Below are 15,877 nucleotides of genomic sequence, written 5' to 3'. Positions count from 1 at the left end.
CAACCACTTGCGGGACAGTCTCTTTCGTGAACCGAAACGAGAAAGTGGAAGGCTAGTCCATCAGCGTTGCTGCGACGGTTCCGCCCAGTTCATAACAACCATCGCGGACAGATTTGTCCACGCTCACAGTCACTTCGAGCGGATCCGCCACCGCGACCAACCCGAGCCCTGTCGCGAGTTTGCGCACCGACGACACGGCACCAGCAGTGTCGTTGTTGCCGTGAACCCACAGGCCGTACGGCCGATCCGACACCGCACCGAGACATTGGTAGTACGTGGTGTCGAAGAAGTACTTGAGCGCGCCCGACATGTAACCGAAATTGGCGGTGGTACCGAAAAGATAGCCGTCAGCAGCGAGGACGTCGGGCACCGTCGCCGCCAACGCCGGCACCACCTTCACCTCCACACCCTCGATCTCCGGATCGCGAGCACCGGCAAGGACTGCATCCAACAATTCGTGGGTTGTCGGCGAGGGCGAGTGGTGAACCACCAACAAAGTCTTCACACACCTGACAATACGGCGACGGGCGGCGCACCCGTCGCCGTTCACGCCTACGCCGAAACCGTTTCCGCGCTCATCGCCTTGACCAGGTCATCGGTTCGGGTGACCGAGGCGCAGCGCCCGGCCGCGTACTCGAGGGCGCCGACATGCTCGCCCAGGGAGAAGTCGGCCACCGCGTCGCCCACGAAGAAGATCTGCACGTCTTGCATGAACCCGTCCAAAGCGGTAGTCAGGCAACCGATGTGGGCATAGATTCCGGTGATGATCAGCTGGTCACGCCCACTCTCGCGCAGCCGCTCACGCAGATCCGTTTTGATGAAGGCGCTGTAGCGCCATTTTGTGAGCATCACGTCGTCCGGATGCGGAGCCAACTCGGCGATCACGTCGGTGTGAGCGGGATCTGCCTTCAGACCCGGTCCCCAGAAATCCGACAGCAACGCACGCTCCTCGGGATCCTGATCACCGGGTTGCGCGGTGTAGACGATCGGGATTCCGGCAGCTCGCGCCGACGAACGAAGCCGGTCGATGTTCGGAACCACGGTTTGGAGCGGGTCGACGCTTCGGTCGTACGCGTTCACGAAATATTCCTGCATGTCGTGCAGAAGCAGCACCGCTCGGGAAGGATCGAGAGTCCAGTCGACCCGATTCTGCGGAAACTCGGTGGGCATCTCGTATCGCACTGCTGTGGGTAGCGCCATGATGAATCTCCTCGAAAATGTGGGGGTGGGAACCGATCAACTCGACAGAGTCTGTGCGGCAATCGATTCGCTGAGAACACGGCGCAAGGCCGCCTTGCTGGTCTTTCCGACGCCGGTGACGGGGAACTCGGTCACGAACTCCACTCGATCCGGAACCTTGTACGCCGCAACGCCTCGGCCTCGTATGTATCGCTTGATCTCGCCGACGGTCGGTGCATCTCCGGAAATCACCAGAACGGCGCAGGTTCGCTCGCCCAGGTACTCGTCGGGAACAGCGACGACGGCCGCATCGTGGACAGCAGGATGCGAGAGCAGGTGGTTCTCGATCTCCTCGGCGGCCACCTTCTCGCCGCCGCGGTTGATCTGGTCCTTTGCGCGGCCCTCGACAATCAGGTGTCCCGTATCGGTGACGCTGACCAGATCGCCGGTGCGATAGAAACCTTCGGCGTCGAAGACCTCGGCATTGTGCGCATCCGCCCGGTAATAGCCACGGATCGTGTACGGCCCCCGAGTCAGTAAGTGCCCCGTGGTTCCGGGCTCGACGAGCGCGCCATCGTCATCGACTACACGAACCTCGTCGTCCGGTGAAATGGGCCGGCCCTGCGTGCTGACGATCAATTCTTGCGTGTCGTCGAGGCGGGTGTAGTTGACCAAACCCTCAGCCATGCCGAACACCTGCTGAAGGGTGCAGCCCAGCTCCGTGGGTACGCGTGCGGCAGCTTCGGCGCTGAACTTCGCTCCGCCGACGCCGAGAACCCGCAAGCTCGACAGGTCGTGATCTGCCTTGCTGGGGGCGGCCATCCAGGCCAATGCGATCGGTGGAACCAGCGACGCGTGCGTGACTCGCTCTGATTCGATCAGACCGAAAGCTGTGGACGGCATGGTGTCCGGCGCCAGAACCACGGTGCCGCCCGCGTGGAAGACACCGAGAATGCCCGGCGAACTCATCGGAAAATTGTGCGCAGCAGGGAGAACCACCAACATGCGCGTCGAATCGTCGACGCCGCAGATCGGGTTGGATGCCCGCACCGAGTAGAGGTAGTCGGCGTGCGTTCGCGGAATCAGCTTCGGAACACCGGTCGTGCCACCGGAAAGCTGAAGAAAGGCGACCGACAACGGATCGACGTCGGCAAGAACGGGAATCTCGTATCCGCGTAGCGAATCGAAACCGACAAACTCTTCGGGGTCGCCGGCCACGATCACAACAGGCGGAGTTTCGAGGCCTTCGTTCACCTCACGCGCCAGTGCGCGGTAGTCGAACCCGCCATGACGGTCGGCGACGATATAGGCAGCGACATCAGCGAACTGGCAGAAGTATCCGATTTCGGTTCGGCGATGCGCTGGCAGCCCGAATACCGGCAGGGCGCCGAGCTTCAACACACCGAACAATGCTTCGACGTATTCCACGATGTTCGGTAGCTGCAGAAGCACACGGTCACCGGCGCGAACACCCAACCCGGACAGGCCTCCGGCCACTGCCGAGCTGCGACGATCGAGGTCGCAATACGTCAGCCGTGTTTGTGCCCCGGTGGCATCGCTGCCTACTACCGCTTCGTTGTCGGGATGCCGTGCGGCCGCGGCCGTGATGAATCCGGCCAGCGTCTCGTCAGTCCAGTAGCCTCGTTCCCGATAATGCGTCACCAATTCGGGTGGATACTGTGCGACGGGCGCCAAGGGCTCGCGAGCGATCCTCGATGTCATGCAAGTGACTCCTCTTCGAAAGTACTGTCAGCAAATACATCTCACGCTTTTAGCGTCGCTCCGCCGTCGACGTACAGCGCCTGCATGGTGATGTGGGCCGCCCGGTCGGACAGCAGGAAGTGCACCGAGTCCGCGATATCGTCTGCGGTGGCAAGTTTTCCGAGCGGAATGCCCAGGCGATAGCCCGCCAGATCGCCTTCGATGACAGCGTCGGCACCCGAATCGTCGGAAGGGTCCGACCACAATGACCGCTGCATCGCTGTGTCTGTGGAACCCGGAGCGACAACGTTGACGCGAATCCCGTCGACAGCCAACTCCAGGCCCGCGGTTCGAACCAACATGGTGGCAGCAGCTTTGGACGAACCGTAAGCACCCATCCCGATACGTGGGACACCGGCCGCGTTGGACGAGACCACCACGATCGACCCAGCCCGCCGGCGACGCATTTCCAGTCCCACACTTTGCAGAACGTTGAGCAATCCGAATACGTTGACGCCGAATATCTTCCGCCACTGGTCTGGATCGGAGTCCAGCACCGATCCGGTGTCGAGAATTCCGGCGACGTGCGCGAGCGCGTCGATCCGGCCGAACGTGTCCATCGTGGAGGCCACTGCAGCGTCGACTGCCTGCCGATCGGTCACGTCCACGACGTGACTCTCGATATCGGCGCCTTCGACGATTGTTTCTGCCAATTCCGCAGTTGCCCGCTTCAATTCGACGTCGTCGCGATCGAGAAGTGCCAGCGAATACCCGTCGCGCGCAAGAGTCCGGGCCACTGCGGCGCCGATCCCCGCCGCCGCACCGGTGACTACGGCAATTCGGCGATCGCTCACTGCGGGCACAGCACCTGAACCCAGGCATTGATCGTCGGTTCTTCTGCCAACTCCGCGAAGTCGGCATCCGCGCCCGCTCCTCGCCAACGTTCGACGAGCGTCATCAAGCGAACCGAGTCCAGGCCTTCGTCACCCAGGTCCGCGTCGTCGCCGAGTTGTTCTGCCCTCATCGACAGAACCTCGGCGACGTCGCGCACGATCTGGTCACGGTCCACGGTGTTGCTCATCGGTCTCCTCGAGTAGTGGTCGACGCGCTCAGATCGAGCCAACCCACCCCTCGTGTCGACCCCGTCCGCACGCCTTTACTTTAGGCCAGCCTAACCATAACGGTACGGAAGTACACAACCCGGATGCTCAGGACACAAATTCACCCAAACTAAGGCTAGCCTCAACATAGCAAGTAATCCTGTCGAACTGGAAGGGTGTCCATGTCAGCACTCGCCGAAGTCTCCGAATTCCCGTTGCGCAACAACCGGACTGACGATGAAACGGACTCCGTTTTCCTGCTCTCACGTAGGCAAACGTCGATCCGCACTTCGGGAGTAGTCGAAGAATTCGACTCGGCCTTCGACGCCGCTGAAGCCCTCAAAACGGGCCGCATCGACTCGGTCGTCGGCGCCCTGCCGTTCTCCCCGGAGACGCCGTCCGCCCTCACCGCGCCACTGAGTTTCACACGAGTCCGCGGTGATCTATATCACTCGAACGTGCCGACGCTACCCACTTCGCGGGTAGCCGGATTCGAACCCAGCCCGCAGATCCACACCGACAGGGTCCGCGGCGCCATCGAACGTCTTCGAGCAGGCGAACTCGACAAAGTTGTCCTCGCACGCTCCCTGACCATCGAGGCCGAGTCCACGATCTTTCCCGCCGATCTGGCCGAGAAACTGATTGCACTCGATCACGCGCACAACGGTTTCTGCGTCGACTTGTCCCCCGCCGGAGGAAAGTACCGCGGGCGTTCGCTGGTCGGCTCGACGCCCGAGGTTCTGATCGAACGGCGAGGCGACGTCGTCACCTGCCACCCGTTGGCGGGCTCGATTGCACGGCACCCGAATTCGGATCAGGACGAGGCGAATGCCGAGCAACTCCGCGCGTCGACCAAAGATCTCGCCGAACACGCGTTTGTCGTCGACTCCATCAGCGCGATACTCGGACCACTGTGCACATCATTCAATGCACCCAGCGCACCGGAACTCCTTCGGACACCGCAACTGTGGCACCTCGGGACCAAGATCGAAGGTGTCCTGACCGATCCGAACCTGACCTCGCTCGAGCTGGCAATGGCGCTGCACCCGACCCCCGCCATCTGCGGAACACCGACGGGCGCCGCACGCGAGCACATCACCGCGACCGAAGGGGACCGCGGGTTCTACGCCGGTGCCGTGGGCTGGTGCGACCGAACCGGAGACGGCGAGTGGATGGTGGCTATTCGTTGCGCCGAGATTGCAGCAGACGGCCTCTCGGCGCGGGCGTACGCAGGCGGCGGAATCGTCGCTTCCTCCGATCCGGAAATCGAGCTGATAGAGACCAGTACAAAATTCCGCACGTTACTCAGTGCGTTCGACCTCGCTGAACATCAGCTCTGACCAGGCATTACTTCTTCGAGGTGTTCAGGGCAATCGCGGCGTGAACGAGTGCCTTGAACGCCTTTTCGTCGACGGCTTCACCTTCGTGAAAATCGATCGCCCGTCTCGTATTGCCCTCGAGGCTGGAGTTGAAGAGACCTGAGGCGTCGTCGAGTGATGCGCCTTTGGCAAAAGTCACCTTCACTGCACTCTTGTAAGTCTCACCGGTACAGATCATTCCAGCGTGGTACCACACGGGAACTCCTCGCCACTTCCATTCCTCCACCACATCCGGATCCACCTCTTTGATCAGAGTTCGTATCCGGGAGAGCATCTCGCCCCGCCAGTCTCCGAGTTCCTCGATTCGCTGGTCGATCAACTGAGACGGGGAATCTGCGCCTTGCTTTTCGGAATCACGCTTCGCCATCGCTTCGTCACTTCCTGCTCGTTGCCGCCGATCTCCGGTGAGTCGAGTATCCCCTCCTGCACCAACATTCACTCAGCGAATCACTGACGCATCACGACGTCTCGGCAAGCGCGATTTCTTGGAATTCGGACAAAGTGAGACGGACGTCCAGTATTCTCTGGGCACTAAGTCCCGATTCTTCGGCCCGGAGGACTGCATCGTGATGTGGAATCGCCCGCTTGCCCATTCAGTCGCTGCGGCTGCCGGATCGGTTCTTCTCGCCGCCGCAGTCGTCGGCGTTCACACTGTTCCGGCGGCGGCGCAACAGGCCCCGCGCGTCTTCGACGTACTGTGCACACCCACCGATGAAGGCCTTTCCGAGCTGTCCGGACTCACCGTCACCGCGGCCGGGATATACGCAATCGGCGACAGCGGCTCCGATGATCGAGTCGCCGAACTCGATTCGAACTGCCACGTTCAGCGCTGGATCAGCGTGGGCACCCCTCGTGTCGATGTCGAGGATCTCTCGTCGACTCCCGACGGCCACCTGTGGCTGGCAGACATCGGCGACAACAACGCGGTACGAACGTCGATCGGGCTGATCGAACTCGATCCGACTTCAGGTGCCGCGACCCCCTACCCCCTGGTTTATCCGGACGGGGCGCACGATGCCGAGACACTGCTGATCCAGAGCAACGGGCTTCCCGTCATCGTCACCAAGGATTACCTGGGCGCAAGCGTGGTCTACACAACCGCTGAGCGACAGCAGGTTCAGGATCCGAGGACGGCGTCGCCGACCATGTTGGCCAAGGAAGGTCAGCTCAGATTTTCTCCCACCCTCACTTCCGGTGGGCCGGTCCCCCACGCCGGAACGATGGCTGTCACCGGAGGCGCCGTGAGCAAAGACGGCACGGTGGTAGCGCTGCGCACCTACACCGATGTCTACCTCTACACAGCTCCCGACGGCGATGTCGCGAAAGCCTTGACCACCACGCCTATTCGTGTGCCCCTTCCCGACGAGCCACAAGGTGAAGCGATCGCGTTCGACGCGGCCGGTGATCTGATCAGTGGCTCCGAGGCATACCAAGGGCCGCTGCCTCCGCTCCGAATTCTTCGAGGCGCCAGTGACATCGCGCACTCGGGCGGAACCACAAGCTCTCTCGGGTCGTAGTCGATTCACGTCTCGGGAAAGCGGACAGGCGCCGCTATCATGGCCGAGTGAACAAACAACTTCGAGCAACAGTGGCGATCTCGACAGTTCTCGCGCTGGCTTCGTGCGCGAATTCTCTCGAAGGAACACCTCGACCGGATGCGTTTGTTCCGAGCGTCGACAATCCGGATCCGTCCGAATCCATCGACGGAGTTGTCACGGTCGACTACCCGGCAGCTCAACACGTACGGCCGAACGAACGTGTGGCGTACACACATTCACCGCCCTTCGGTGGTCGCCATGATTCGGTCTGGGCAAACTGCACCGGAGTTGTCTACCCGCAAGCCATTCGAACCGAGAATGCGGTCCATTCCCTCGAGCACGGGGCAGTGTGGATCACGTACAACCCCGACCTGGTCTCGAGTGAGGATCAGGCGCGCTTGGCACAGCGAGTCGAAGGCATGAGCTACACCTTGATGTCGCCGTATCCGACCCTGGATTCGCCGATCTCGCTGCAGTCCTGGGGCCGTCAACTCAAACTCGACAACGCTGAGGACGCTCGCATCGATCAATTCGTCTCGGCGCTACGAGTCAACCCGAACACGTATCCCGAAGTGGGCGCGACGTGTTCGGTGCCGATGACTAGCTTCGACCCGAACAACCCGCCGCCATTCGACCCCACCACTCCGGATCCGTCTTCTCCCGCAACAGTTCCGGAGCGGTAGCATCCCAGCAGACCCCTGTTCACAGCAGGGAGAAACTACTTGCCTCGCGACCGACGTTCCAGTTCCACTGCGCGGCGCATGGTTTCCCGCGCCCGGCTTCGGTCACCGGCATAGTCGTAGGCGCGAGCGAGTCGGAAGTTCTGCTTCCAGTTGTCCGGGTCTGCTTCCCAGTCGACCTTGATCTGAGCGAACAACTCGTCGGCAGCCGCCCGCTCGATCCGGCCCGAAGGCAATTTCGGAAGTGAAGACGCATCGACAGCGAGGCCCTCGTCGTGAATCTGCTGCGCGAGGCGTTGGTGTGTGAAGCCGGCACGAAGGGTGGCGATGACGAGCCACAGCCCCAGGAACGGCAGGATCAGCACGCCGATCCCGAGACCGATCGCGGCGCCGCCTCCGTCTTGGATGAGCTGGATTCCGCGCTGGCCGAGCAATACGAAGTACACCGCGAGCGCGATACAGATCGCAACGATCAGCGCGAGGGTGCGGGTGGTCTTGTTCATAGATCGAGGAAGGAATCGATACCGACCGTCAGGCCCGGACGTGACCCGATCTGGCGGACACCGAGCAGAACGCCCGGCGCGAACGAATTCCGGTCGATCGAGTCGTGGCGAATGGTCAGCGTCTCGCCCTGAGTTCCGAGAATCACTTCCTGATGCGCGACCAGTCCGGCCATCCGCACGGAGTGAACCCGGACTCCGTCGACGTCGGCTCCGCGCGCACCCTCGAGCTCGGTCGTGGTGGCGTCAGGGCTGCGTCCGACGCCTGCTTCCGCGCGAGCTTCGGCGATCATGGCGGCCGTTCGGTATGCGGTGCCCGAGGGAGCATCTGCCTTGTTGGGGTGGTGAAGTTCGATGACCTCGACGGAATCGAAGAAGCGCGCCGCGGCAGCCGAGAAACGCATCAACAACACAGCACCGATGGCGAAGTTCGGGGCGATCAGAACACCCGTTGCAGGCTGCTCGTCGAGCCAGGACTGCACAGTCGCAAGCCTGGACTCGTCGAAACCGGTGGTGCCGATCACGGCGTGAATTCCGTTGGCCACGAGGAATTCCAGATTTCCCATGACGACGTCGGGGTGCGTGAAATCGACGACTACCTGAGTGCGGGTGTCGACGAACGTCTCGATGCGATCACCGGTATCGACCTGAGCGACAAGTTCCAGATCGGGAGCAGCTTCCACTGCCTCGCAGATCGCTCGACCGACCTTGCCCTTGGCTCCCAGAACCCCGACCCTGATGGGTGCTGCACTCACGTCTTCCACGCTCCGTCCGATGCATTGTTTGAGGTGAAGCCTACGCAATCGTGCCGATGCGCTCACCATCAGTCGGGCAGGAGTTATGTCACCACTGGCACACTGGACGTAGTGAGCAACCGTCCGCAAGTCCGCGAAACCGGCAACCTTCGACCACTCGAGTTGGCAACGGGTGCCGTCATGGCCGGATTCACGGTCGCGTTGTCCGTCATTGCCACGGTCATCCCCATGGCCAGCGCCCTCAACCTCGTGGCCGCCGTTCCGATGGGAATTGTTGCCCAGCGCTTTCGAGTCCGCGCCGTGATGACGGCCGGCGTCTCGGCTACTGCGGTCGCTTTCGTCGCAGCGGGTTCGGGATCTGCGGCGGCGGTCGCGCTGAGCGCTCTCCTCGGCGGAATCATCGGTACGGTCAAGCGGCGCGGTCTCGGCTTCATCTCCGCGTTGCTGTCGTCGCTTGTCATCGGACCCGCGCTGGCGTTGTTCTCCATAGTCCTGTTGCTTGTTCTCGCGCCCCTGCGCACCTTGTTGTTGACCTCGCTGGAGAACACCGCGCTGGGCGTGGCCGCAATCTTGAAGCGTGCCCCGACGCTGGTCGGCGCAGCCGAATGGATCGAGAACAGCATCGGCTCGATCATCGACTACTGGTGGTTGTGGATCGGCGTGTCGATCATCTCCGGAATCGTCCTCAGCACCGTCGTCTCCTATTTTGTCCTCGGTGCCGTCCTCGATCGATTGGCTGCACTCCCCTCGGCCGACCCGCTCCAGACAGCTCCCGACGACCGGCCGATCGATCCGTTACCGGTCACTTTCGATCACGTGGGCTTCACCTATCCGGGTGCATCGACGCCAGCGCTCGTCGACGTCAACTTCACGGTCCGACGAGGAGAGTTCGTGACCGTCGTCGGCCACAACGGCTCGGGCAAGTCCACACTCACCCGGTTGCTCGCCGGTCGCGCACCGACCGTCGGGACCCTGACGAGGCCCGGGTCCGCCGGTCTCGGTCGACACGGCGGAACCGCCGTCGTCCTCCAACGTCCCGAGAGCCAGATCCTCGGAACCCGCGTCGCCGATGACGTCGTCTGGGGGCTTCCGCCCGAGTCGCATCCCGACGTCGATGCACTGCTGGCCGAGGTGGGACTCGCCGGCATGGGCATGCGCGAGACCTCAGGGCTGTCCGGCGGCGAGATGCAACGTCTGGCGGTTGCTGCCGCTCTGGCTCGTCGCCCCGCTCTGCTGATCGCGGACGAAGCCACCGCGATGGTCGATCAGGCCGGCCGGGAGGAATTGGTCTCGCTCCTCGCCGAACTGCCCCGGCGCCATCCGATGGCCGTGGTGCTGGTCACCCATCACCACGCCGACACCCGCAACGCAGATCGGGTGATTCAACTACAACGCGGACGGCAGATCGATCACCAACCCGGTTGGATGACGTCGACGTTCGCGGGTCCGCCGTCTGCGCCGTGGCCGGCCGGCACTCGAACTGTCCTCCAACTCACCGATGTCACCCACACCTACAACGACCGGACTCCGTGGTCGCGGCGCGCACTCTCGGACGTGAATCTGACCATCGGAGACGGGGACGGGCTACTGGTCCTGGGCGGCAACGGTTCCGGTAAATCGACCCTGGCCTGGATCATGGCGGGCTTGATCGCACCGAGCCGGGGAACCGCGGTCTTCGACGGCAAACCCGTCTCGCGTCAGCTCGGCACTGTCGGTCTGACGTTCCAACACTCGAGGCTGCAGCTGCAACGCCGAACCGTCGCCGAAGACATCGAGGCCGCCGGCGGTCCGGAGATCGGATCGGTGCAAGTCTCCTGGGCGCTCGACGCCGTCGGACTCGACCGTCACATCGCCGGCCGCAGTATCGACGAGTTGAGCGGCGGACAGATGCGACGCGTCGTACTGGCCGGTCTCCTCGTCCGCCAACCCCGAGTACTCATCCTCGACGAACCATTGGCCGGGCTCGATCCACCCGGCCGACACGAAATCCTGAACGTACTCAGGTGGATTCGTCGGAACGGAACCGCAGTAGTCGTCATCTCCCACGATGTCGACGGCATGGATGCCGTCTGCAGCAGAACAATTCGACTGTCGCAGGGTCGCATCCTCGACCCTGCCGCCAGCAGTGCCTTGGAAGGATCGACGACGTGACAACACTTCTGCGCGAAGTCCCGACTTCATCGCCGATCCACCGATTGTGGGCCGGAACGAAGATCGTTGCCGTCGTTCTCGTCAGCATCGTGGTCGTGGCCGCGCCGTCCTGGCCGGCGATCGGCGTCGTACTGGGATTGTTGTTGCTGACCGCGGTGATCGGACGTATCCCCCCGACTGCAGTTCCCCGGCCTCCGTGGTGGTTGTGGGCGCTGATCCTGCTCGGCGCGTTGATCAACCTTCCGATCGGCATCGACGCGGTGTTCATCTACCTGCAAGCTGTGACGTTCGGTCTTGTATTGCTCTGCGTCTCACTGATGTTGGCGTGGACCACGTCGATGAGCGACGTGGCGCCGGCACTGGCAACGCTCGGTAGACCGCTGCGAATATTCAAGATCCCGGTCGACGAGTGGGCCATCGCGACCGCCCTCTGCATTCGTTCACTTCCACTGTTGATCGACGAGATGCTCACCCTGGTAGCGGCGCGACGACTGCGCCCGAAAGCTGTGGTGAACAGCGCGGCCGACAATTCGATAGTCGACCTGATCACCACAACCATGTCCGTGGCAATTCGGCGGTCTGCCGAAATGGGCGAAGCAATCTCCGCTCGCGGGGGCACTGGACTGATTGCGGCGTACCCCAAGCGCCCTCAGCTCGCCGACCTGTTCGCACTGACCGTCGTCATCGCCGCGTGCGTCAGTGCCGTTGCTTTGACGATAGTCCTGCGCTGATCGGGTCATCGCTGACAGAATTTGCCTGGGCGATGATCGCAGAACCCATCCAGCGCCTTAGGTATCGCCGCAGTTCCTCATCGCTCCGCGGTGGGTCGCCAGGCGCGAGGAAAAACGACTGCATCGTCCGCAGGACGTATTCGACCAGTTCCTGAAGTGACGCGTCGTCGTAGCCGTAATGCACCCAGTCCACGTCGAAGCGGTTGATCATCGCCATTCCGAAGGCTTGCGCCTCCTGAGAGGTCAGACCCTCCGGGTGCAGACTCGAATTCGTGCTTGTGAGAAGGATGCCGAGATGCGGTGTTCGGTGGACCTGAGTCAGTGTGTAGAGAACACCCTCGGTCATCGCCTCGACGGGATCTTCGATGCCGCTCACGTGTGTGGTGAGTCGATCGAGGTAGCCGTCGACCGACGCGATCGCCGCTGCCCGCATCAGAGCGTCGGCGCTGGGGAAGTATCGATACACGGTCTGCCGGATCACGCCCAGTGACTCCGCCACGTCGCCGATGCTGATTTCCGAACTCGTCCGTCCGATCAGCTCGACTGCGGCCTCGACAATTCGACGTGACGCATCTTCGTCGTTGTCCGGTGGATTGCCGCCCCACCCACGCCTTCGTGCCACTGCCCACTTCCTCGCTCGAACGAGGCTCGAACCATGTCTTTGCGCTCGAAGTCCAAGAGCCACAGGCTAACACAGGCAGGTTTTGCATCTGCTTTCCCCGAATCCACTCCCGTCATCGAAAGTGAACATACAACTGCACATCAATATGTATGATTACCGCCACACGTGGCTTCGAGTGCCAGAGCGGCCACCTGACCAGCCCCTCCGAAAGACGAGGTTCGACAAGTGACCAACCTTCAGCCCCGAAAGATGGATTTCGGATTCGAGGATCATGACGTTCCCTTCCTGTGGAACCCGGAGAATCCGGCCTGGTCGAGCATGTCCAACGCGGTCTCGTTCCTGGCCATCGGTTTCGAAAAGATGATCGTGAAGATGATCATGCAAACCAAGTCGCGGATCAGTGATCCGGAGGTCGCCGAGGAAGCCGTGGCATTCATGCGTCAAGAAGGCCACCACTCGACCGCCCACCGCCAACATGTGAAAGCTCTGATCAGGCGATACCCCGGACTGCAGAACACACTCGACGCCGTGATCGGTGAATTCGATCTGCTCACCGAGGCGACCTCGTTGAACTACCGGCTCGCGTACACCGCAGATCTGGAGGCGACCTTCACACCGGTGTTCAAACTGATGCTCGACAACGAGGCGACCTTGTTCCGTCCGGGAGACGACCGCGTCGCATCACTGTTCATCTGGCACTTCGTCGAGGAGGTCGAGCATCGCAGCTCGGCACTGATCATCTTCAATTCCGTTGTCGGAAGCGAGCTTTACCGGATGCGAATGGCGCCGTCGATCTTCGCGCACGTCATGAAGGTGATTCGCATCGCCTGTGCAGGGTTCAACCAGCACGTTCCACTCTCCGAACGGCAAGTCGACTCACTGTCGATGTTCGCCATGCACCGCACCAAGCAGAAGATTCTGACGTCGTTTGCGCCCTACCTGACCAAGGGCACCATGCCCCGCGCCTTCGATCACCTACAACTCGGCGAACAACTCGTCGCGCTCGGCGGAGTCTTCCGCAGCCAGATGCCCAATCACAACCCGGACCACGAGAAGCTCCCCGCACTGGCCGACCAGTGGTTCAAGCGTTACGACGACGGCTACGACTGCACACGCTGGTACACCGCCGAATCTCAGGCACAAGAGTCGATCACGTCAGGGGCCAACTGATGGCAGAGCACTGCTCCCCCACGTTTGCCCAACTGGCAACAGAACTCGGTTTCTCCTGTCAGGAAGCAGGTGGACTCGTCGAGTTCCGTAACCCGGCGGCCCTCGAGAACTGGACCCTGCCCGTACTCGAATGGACGATCATCGTCGGCTCGGTACTCGCACTGGTCTTGGCGATCGTGCGACTGCGCCGCAACGGCGACCCCACCAACCTGGTCCTTTGGTTCGGCGCCACCGCCTACCTGTTCATCATCGAGCCTCCGCTGTACTTCCCGGCAGCGTTCGGCATCGAAGAACAAGTGGACACGATGTTCGCGCACAACGTGTTCACCGTCGACTTCATGTGGGGTCGACTGCCGCTGTACATCATTGCCATCTACCCGCTCATGGCGACGTTGGCCTTCGAAATAGTCAGAATGCTCGGCGTTTTCCGCAAATACGGTCCCCTGCTGGGTGCAGTCTGCGTCGGCTTCGTCCACCACGCGTTCTACGAAATCTTCGATCACCTCGGACCCCAGTTGCGGTGGTGGGAGTGGTCGACGTCGAACCCGATCAACCAACCCATGTTCGACGCGGTTCCACTCCCCAGCGTGGTCGTCTTCGCCGCGCTGTGGCCGATGTCGTTGGCATTCTGCGTCCAGTACTTCGTCGGACGGCACGTCGATGCCGGCAAGCACTTCTCCGGGCTTCAGTTGGTTTGGCGCACCATCGTGATCGGCCTGCTGGCCTCGCTGGGTACGTTCATTCTCCCGCTCCCGGCGACGGTCTTCGGGATGGGCAGTGACACCGTTCGTGGGTTCCTCTATGCGGCGGAACTCGCCGTCCTCACAGTGGTCGCGATCGTGGTTCTCGTCCGCCAGTGGAGAAACCTGCGCACGGCAGAATCGAACGCTCCTGCACACACCAACAGGTTCGTCCAGATTTACAGCGTGGTGTACCTGGTTGTCATGGCCGTACTGTGGGCGAGTGCGCTTCCGGACTTCTTCGACGCAGTCGACGGTTCCACCAGCGCTGGAGATCCCATCGGGAACCTGTGGTACACACTGGCGTGCTTCGTCATCGCAATCCTGTGTGTGAGCGCAACTTTCACCATTCCGAAGAGGAACTCCGTCGTCGACGACGCTGAACTTCTCGGGGCAAACTCAACGACTCCGGCCAGCTAGGTCGACCGGGACGAGACCTCTCGGGTCTCGTCCCGGTTTGTCGGTGTCTCGAGACAACGGCGTCACGGGACGCGGTGAGTCCACGCTTCGGTGCTGAACTTCGTGTCCACCAGCTTGCGCGCCTGCTCCAACTCCGAGTCCGTGTAGCCGCTGTCACGGGTGTCGTACTGGCCGCGGAAGTGCTGCGCAAACGACTCCAGGATCGCTGCACGCGTCATTCCGGTTTGAGAACGCAGCGGATCGACCCGCTTGGCTGCGCTCTTGGTTCCCTTGTCCGACATCTTCTCTCGCCCGATTCGCAGCACCTGCGTCATCTTCTCCGCATCGATGTCGTAGGCCATGGTCACGTGATGGAGCACGGTGCCGGACGCGAATCGCTTCTGAGCGGCGCCGGCTATCTTGCCCTTGTCCGAGGCGATGTCGTTGAGCGGCACGTACCGAGCGTTGATACCCACCTCGGCCAGCGCTCCCATCACCCACTGATCGAGAAACGCGTAGGACTGCTCGAAACTCAAACCTTCGACCAACGACGCCGGTACTGCCAACGAGTACGTGATGCAGTTGCCAGGTTCCATGAACATCGCGCCGCCACCGGAGATTCGGCGCACCACGCCGATGCCGTGCCGCGCAGCAGCCTCGGAGTCGACCTCGTTACGCACGGATTGGAACGATCCGATCACGACCAAGGGCGAGTCCCAGTCCCAGAATCGCAGTGTCGGCGGACGCTCACCCGATGCCACCTCACGCGCGATGACCTCGTCCAGCGCGACGTGCATCGCTGGGTCCAGAACCACCGGTGGGATGAGGTCGAACGTGTGATCCGCCCAACTCGTGGCGTGACCGAGTGCGCGCCGGATCGCAATACCGACCGACTGGGGCGTGAAGCCGATCATCGAGACGGACTCGTCGAGCGCACTGGAGATAGCTTGTGCCAACTGTTCTGCATCCGAGTCGGCTGGCATTCCGCGCAACGCCGCGTTGATGTCGTCGAGCGCACTGTCGGGCTCGAGGAAGAAGTCCCCCGAGACTGCGACTTCGGCCAGCCGACCGTCCGCCACCTCGACGTCGACCGCGACCAGTTTTCCACCAGGAACCTTGTACTCTCCACGCATTCGTCCAGCCTATCCCTGTGCGATTCTCTGCGGTGAGCGCCGTCGAAGATCACACCGCGCGCGCAGTGCGCATCGGTTCGACCGGAAGGGCGATCAGGC

17 protein-coding genes are annotated in these 15,877 nt (G+C 62.1%); 7 read left to right on the top strand and 10 right to left on the bottom strand.

Going from position 1 to position 15,877, the window contains the following annotated elements; translation table 11 throughout:
• Nucleotides 1–52: 52 nt before the first annotated feature.
• The 5 genes from FEZ59_RS29180 to FEZ59_RS29160 are packed head-to-tail and all read right to left on the bottom strand — an operon-like array spanning nt 53 to nt 3,961.
• Nucleotides 53–505: a flavodoxin family protein gene (locus FEZ59_RS29180; RefSeq protein WP_019748153.1), complete on the bottom strand. Its 453-nt coding sequence runs from the start codon at nt 503–505 to the stop codon at nt 53–55.
• Nucleotides 506–552: 47 nt separating this feature from the next.
• The gene (locus FEZ59_RS29175) at nt 553–1,200 is read right to left on the bottom strand and encodes an isochorismatase family protein (RefSeq protein ID WP_019748152.1); all 648 of its coding nucleotides are present in this window, start codon (nt 1,198–1,200) and stop codon (nt 553–555) included.
• 36 nt (nt 1,201–1,236) lie between these two features.
• Entirely contained in the window at nt 1,237–2,901 is a 1,665-nt protein-coding gene (locus FEZ59_RS29170) for a (2,3-dihydroxybenzoyl)adenylate synthase (RefSeq protein WP_141487372.1), read from the bottom strand.
• Between the two features lie 41 nt (nt 2,902–2,942).
• Complete coding sequence (locus FEZ59_RS29165) at nt 2,943–3,743, bottom strand: 2,3-dihydro-2,3-dihydroxybenzoate dehydrogenase (RefSeq protein ID WP_141487373.1); 801 nt, start codon at nt 3,741–3,743, stop codon at nt 2,943–2,945.
• Nucleotides 3,731–3,961, bottom strand: a complete 231-nt coding sequence (locus tag FEZ59_RS29160; RefSeq protein WP_003942230.1) for a phosphopantetheine-binding protein — start codon at nt 3,959–3,961, stop codon at nt 3,731–3,733. Before FEZ59_RS29160 ends, FEZ59_RS29165 begins: the two co-directional genes overlap by 13 nt.
• A gap of 201 nt (nt 3,962–4,162) precedes the next feature.
• Between FEZ59_RS29160 and FEZ59_RS29155 the strand changes: the two genes are divergently transcribed.
• Nucleotides 4,163–5,320 carry an isochorismate synthase gene (locus FEZ59_RS29155; protein WP_141487374.1) on the top strand — a complete coding sequence of 386 codons (1,158 nt, stop codon included), beginning with the start codon at nt 4,163–4,165 and terminating at the stop codon, nt 5,318–5,320.
• Between the two features lie 7 nt (nt 5,321–5,327).
• Here the strand turns inward: FEZ59_RS29155 and FEZ59_RS29150 are convergent, their stop codons facing one another.
• Nucleotides 5,328–5,726, bottom strand: coding sequence for a DUF1801 domain-containing protein (locus FEZ59_RS29150; protein ID WP_020907486.1), 399 nt, complete (start codon nt 5,724–5,726; stop codon nt 5,328–5,330).
• A 202-nt stretch (nt 5,727–5,928) separates the two neighbouring features.
• Between FEZ59_RS29150 and FEZ59_RS29145 the strand changes: the two genes are divergently transcribed.
• On the top strand, nt 5,929–6,876 hold the full coding sequence (locus FEZ59_RS29145) for a hypothetical protein (protein WP_202023267.1): 948 nt from the start codon (nt 5,929–5,931) through the stop codon (nt 6,874–6,876).
• Nucleotides 6,877–6,923: 47 nt separating this feature from the next.
• A complete protein-coding gene (locus tag FEZ59_RS29140; RefSeq protein WP_019748146.1) occupies nt 6,924–7,580 on the top strand; it encodes a DUF3105 domain-containing protein in 657 nt (218 codons plus the stop codon).
• Between the two features lie 35 nt (nt 7,581–7,615).
• Here FEZ59_RS29140 and FEZ59_RS29135 read toward each other — a convergent pair whose 3' ends face one another.
• Nucleotides 7,616–8,080 carry a hypothetical protein gene (locus tag FEZ59_RS29135; protein WP_020907483.1) on the bottom strand — a complete coding sequence of 155 codons (465 nt, stop codon included), beginning with the start codon at nt 8,078–8,080 and terminating at the stop codon, nt 7,616–7,618.
• Nucleotides 8,077–8,841 carry a 4-hydroxy-tetrahydrodipicolinate reductase gene (dapB, locus tag FEZ59_RS29130; protein WP_019748144.1) on the bottom strand — a complete coding sequence of 255 codons (765 nt, stop codon included), beginning with the start codon at nt 8,839–8,841 and terminating at the stop codon, nt 8,077–8,079. The genes FEZ59_RS29135 and dapB overlap by 4 nt, the downstream gene beginning before the upstream one ends.
• Before the next feature lie 102 nt (nt 8,842–8,943).
• Between dapB and FEZ59_RS29125 the strand changes: the two genes are divergently transcribed.
• Nucleotides 8,944–10,983 carry an ATP-binding cassette domain-containing protein gene (locus FEZ59_RS29125; RefSeq protein WP_172933534.1) on the top strand — a complete coding sequence of 680 codons (2,040 nt, stop codon included), beginning with the start codon at nt 8,944–8,946 and terminating at the stop codon, nt 10,981–10,983.
• Nucleotides 10,980–11,714: an energy-coupling factor transporter transmembrane protein EcfT gene (locus tag FEZ59_RS29120; protein ID WP_020907480.1), complete on the top strand. Its 735-nt coding sequence runs from the start codon at nt 10,980–10,982 to the stop codon at nt 11,712–11,714. Before FEZ59_RS29125 ends, FEZ59_RS29120 begins: the two co-directional genes overlap by 4 nt.
• Here the strand turns inward: FEZ59_RS29120 and FEZ59_RS29115 are convergent.
• Complete coding sequence (locus FEZ59_RS29115; protein WP_021344025.1) at nt 11,680–12,336, bottom strand: TetR/AcrR family transcriptional regulator; 657 nt, start codon at nt 12,334–12,336, stop codon at nt 11,680–11,682. The two genes, FEZ59_RS29120 and FEZ59_RS29115, sit on opposite strands and share 35 nt — an antisense overlap.
• Nucleotides 12,337–12,561: 225 nt before the next feature.
• Between FEZ59_RS29115 and FEZ59_RS29110 the strand changes: the two genes are divergently transcribed.
• Nucleotides 12,562–13,506 carry a metal-dependent hydrolase gene (locus FEZ59_RS29110; RefSeq protein ID WP_029255210.1) on the top strand — a complete coding sequence of 315 codons (945 nt, stop codon included), beginning with the start codon at nt 12,562–12,564 and terminating at the stop codon, nt 13,504–13,506.
• Nucleotides 13,506–14,666, top strand: a complete 1,161-nt coding sequence (locus FEZ59_RS29105) for a hypothetical protein (RefSeq protein WP_021333568.1) — start codon at nt 13,506–13,508, stop codon at nt 14,664–14,666. The genes FEZ59_RS29110 and FEZ59_RS29105 overlap by 1 nt, the downstream gene beginning before the upstream one ends.
• A gap of 62 nt (nt 14,667–14,728) precedes the next feature.
• Here FEZ59_RS29105 and FEZ59_RS29100 read toward each other — a convergent pair whose 3' ends face one another.
• Nucleotides 14,729–15,778 (bottom strand): biotin/lipoate A/B protein ligase family protein, encoded by a 1,050-nt coding sequence (locus tag FEZ59_RS29100; RefSeq protein WP_172933533.1) that lies wholly within the window; start codon nt 15,776–15,778, stop codon nt 14,729–14,731.
• Nucleotides 15,779–15,877: the final 99 nt, after the last annotated feature.

The sequence above is a fragment of the Rhodococcus sp. MS13 genome (genome assembly GCF_013277835.1).
Lineage (GTDB): Bacteria > Actinomycetota > Actinomycetes > Mycobacteriales > Mycobacteriaceae > Rhodococcus_F > Rhodococcus_F erythropolis.
The sequence above is the reverse complement of the archived record's forward strand: the minus strand, read 5'-3'. Positions and strand labels throughout refer to the sequence as shown.

Coding starts and splice junctions, on each gene's coding strand:
- FEZ59_RS29175 (WP_019748152.1), bottom strand. CDS start 1,200: ATGGCGCTACCCACAGCAGTGCGATACGAGATGCCCACCGAGTTTCCG.
- FEZ59_RS29170 (WP_141487372.1), bottom strand. CDS start 2,901: ATGACATCGAGGATCGCTCGCGAGCCCTTGGCGCCCGTCGCACAGTAT.
- FEZ59_RS29160 (WP_003942230.1), bottom strand. CDS start 3,961: ATGAGCAACACCGTGGACCGTGACCAGATCGTGCGCGACGTCGCCGAG.
- FEZ59_RS29155 (WP_141487374.1), top strand. CDS start 4,163: ATGTCAGCACTCGCCGAAGTCTCCGAATTCCCGTTGCGCAACAACCGG.
- FEZ59_RS29150 (WP_020907486.1), bottom strand. CDS start 5,726: ATGGCGAAGCGTGATTCCGAAAAGCAAGGCGCAGATTCCCCGTCTCAG.
- FEZ59_RS29145 (WP_202023267.1), top strand. CDS start 5,929: ATGTGGAATCGCCCGCTTGCCCATTCAGTCGCTGCGGCTGCCGGATCG.
- FEZ59_RS29135 (WP_020907483.1), bottom strand. CDS start 8,080: ATGAACAAGACCACCCGCACCCTCGCGCTGATCGTTGCGATCTGTATC.
- FEZ59_RS29105 (WP_021333568.1), top strand. CDS start 13,506: ATGGCAGAGCACTGCTCCCCCACGTTTGCCCAACTGGCAACAGAACTC.
- FEZ59_RS29100 (WP_172933533.1), bottom strand. CDS start 15,778: ATGCGTGGAGAGTACAAGGTTCCTGGTGGAAAACTGGTCGCGGTCGAC.